General features: G+C 58.2%; 1 protein-coding gene. It reads left to right on the top strand.

Going from position 1 to position 263, the window contains the following annotated elements; translation table 11 throughout:
- On the top strand, positions 1-263 hold a 263-nt coding region (locus SB822_RS58125; protein ID WP_410859246.1), incomplete at both ends, for an NAD(P)/FAD-dependent oxidoreductase.

Raw genomic sequence — 263 nt, 5'->3', positions numbered from 1 at the left:
CCACGAAATCGAGCGGGATTGCGACGTTGCCATTGTTGGTGCGGGTTATGCGGGGCTTTGCGCTGCTCTTTATCTGGCGCGCGCAGGGCGAAAGGTTCAGGTTTTCGAGCGGGAACAACTGGGGTTTGGCGCTTCCAGCCGCAACGGCGGCTTTACCAGTGGCAATATTCGTCCCGACGATAAGACACTGGTGCGCAAGTTCGGCTTGGAACGTGCGGTCAAGATTGCTGCTGAAGGCCATGAAGCGCGTCGCTTCATGATCG

It is taken from the genome of Paraburkholderia sp. SIMBA_054, assembly GCF_046534875.1.
Lineage (GTDB): Bacteria > Pseudomonadota > Gammaproteobacteria > Burkholderiales > Burkholderiaceae > Paraburkholderia > Paraburkholderia hospita.
The sequence above is the reverse complement of the archived record's forward strand: the minus strand, read 5'-3'. Positions and strand labels throughout refer to the sequence as shown.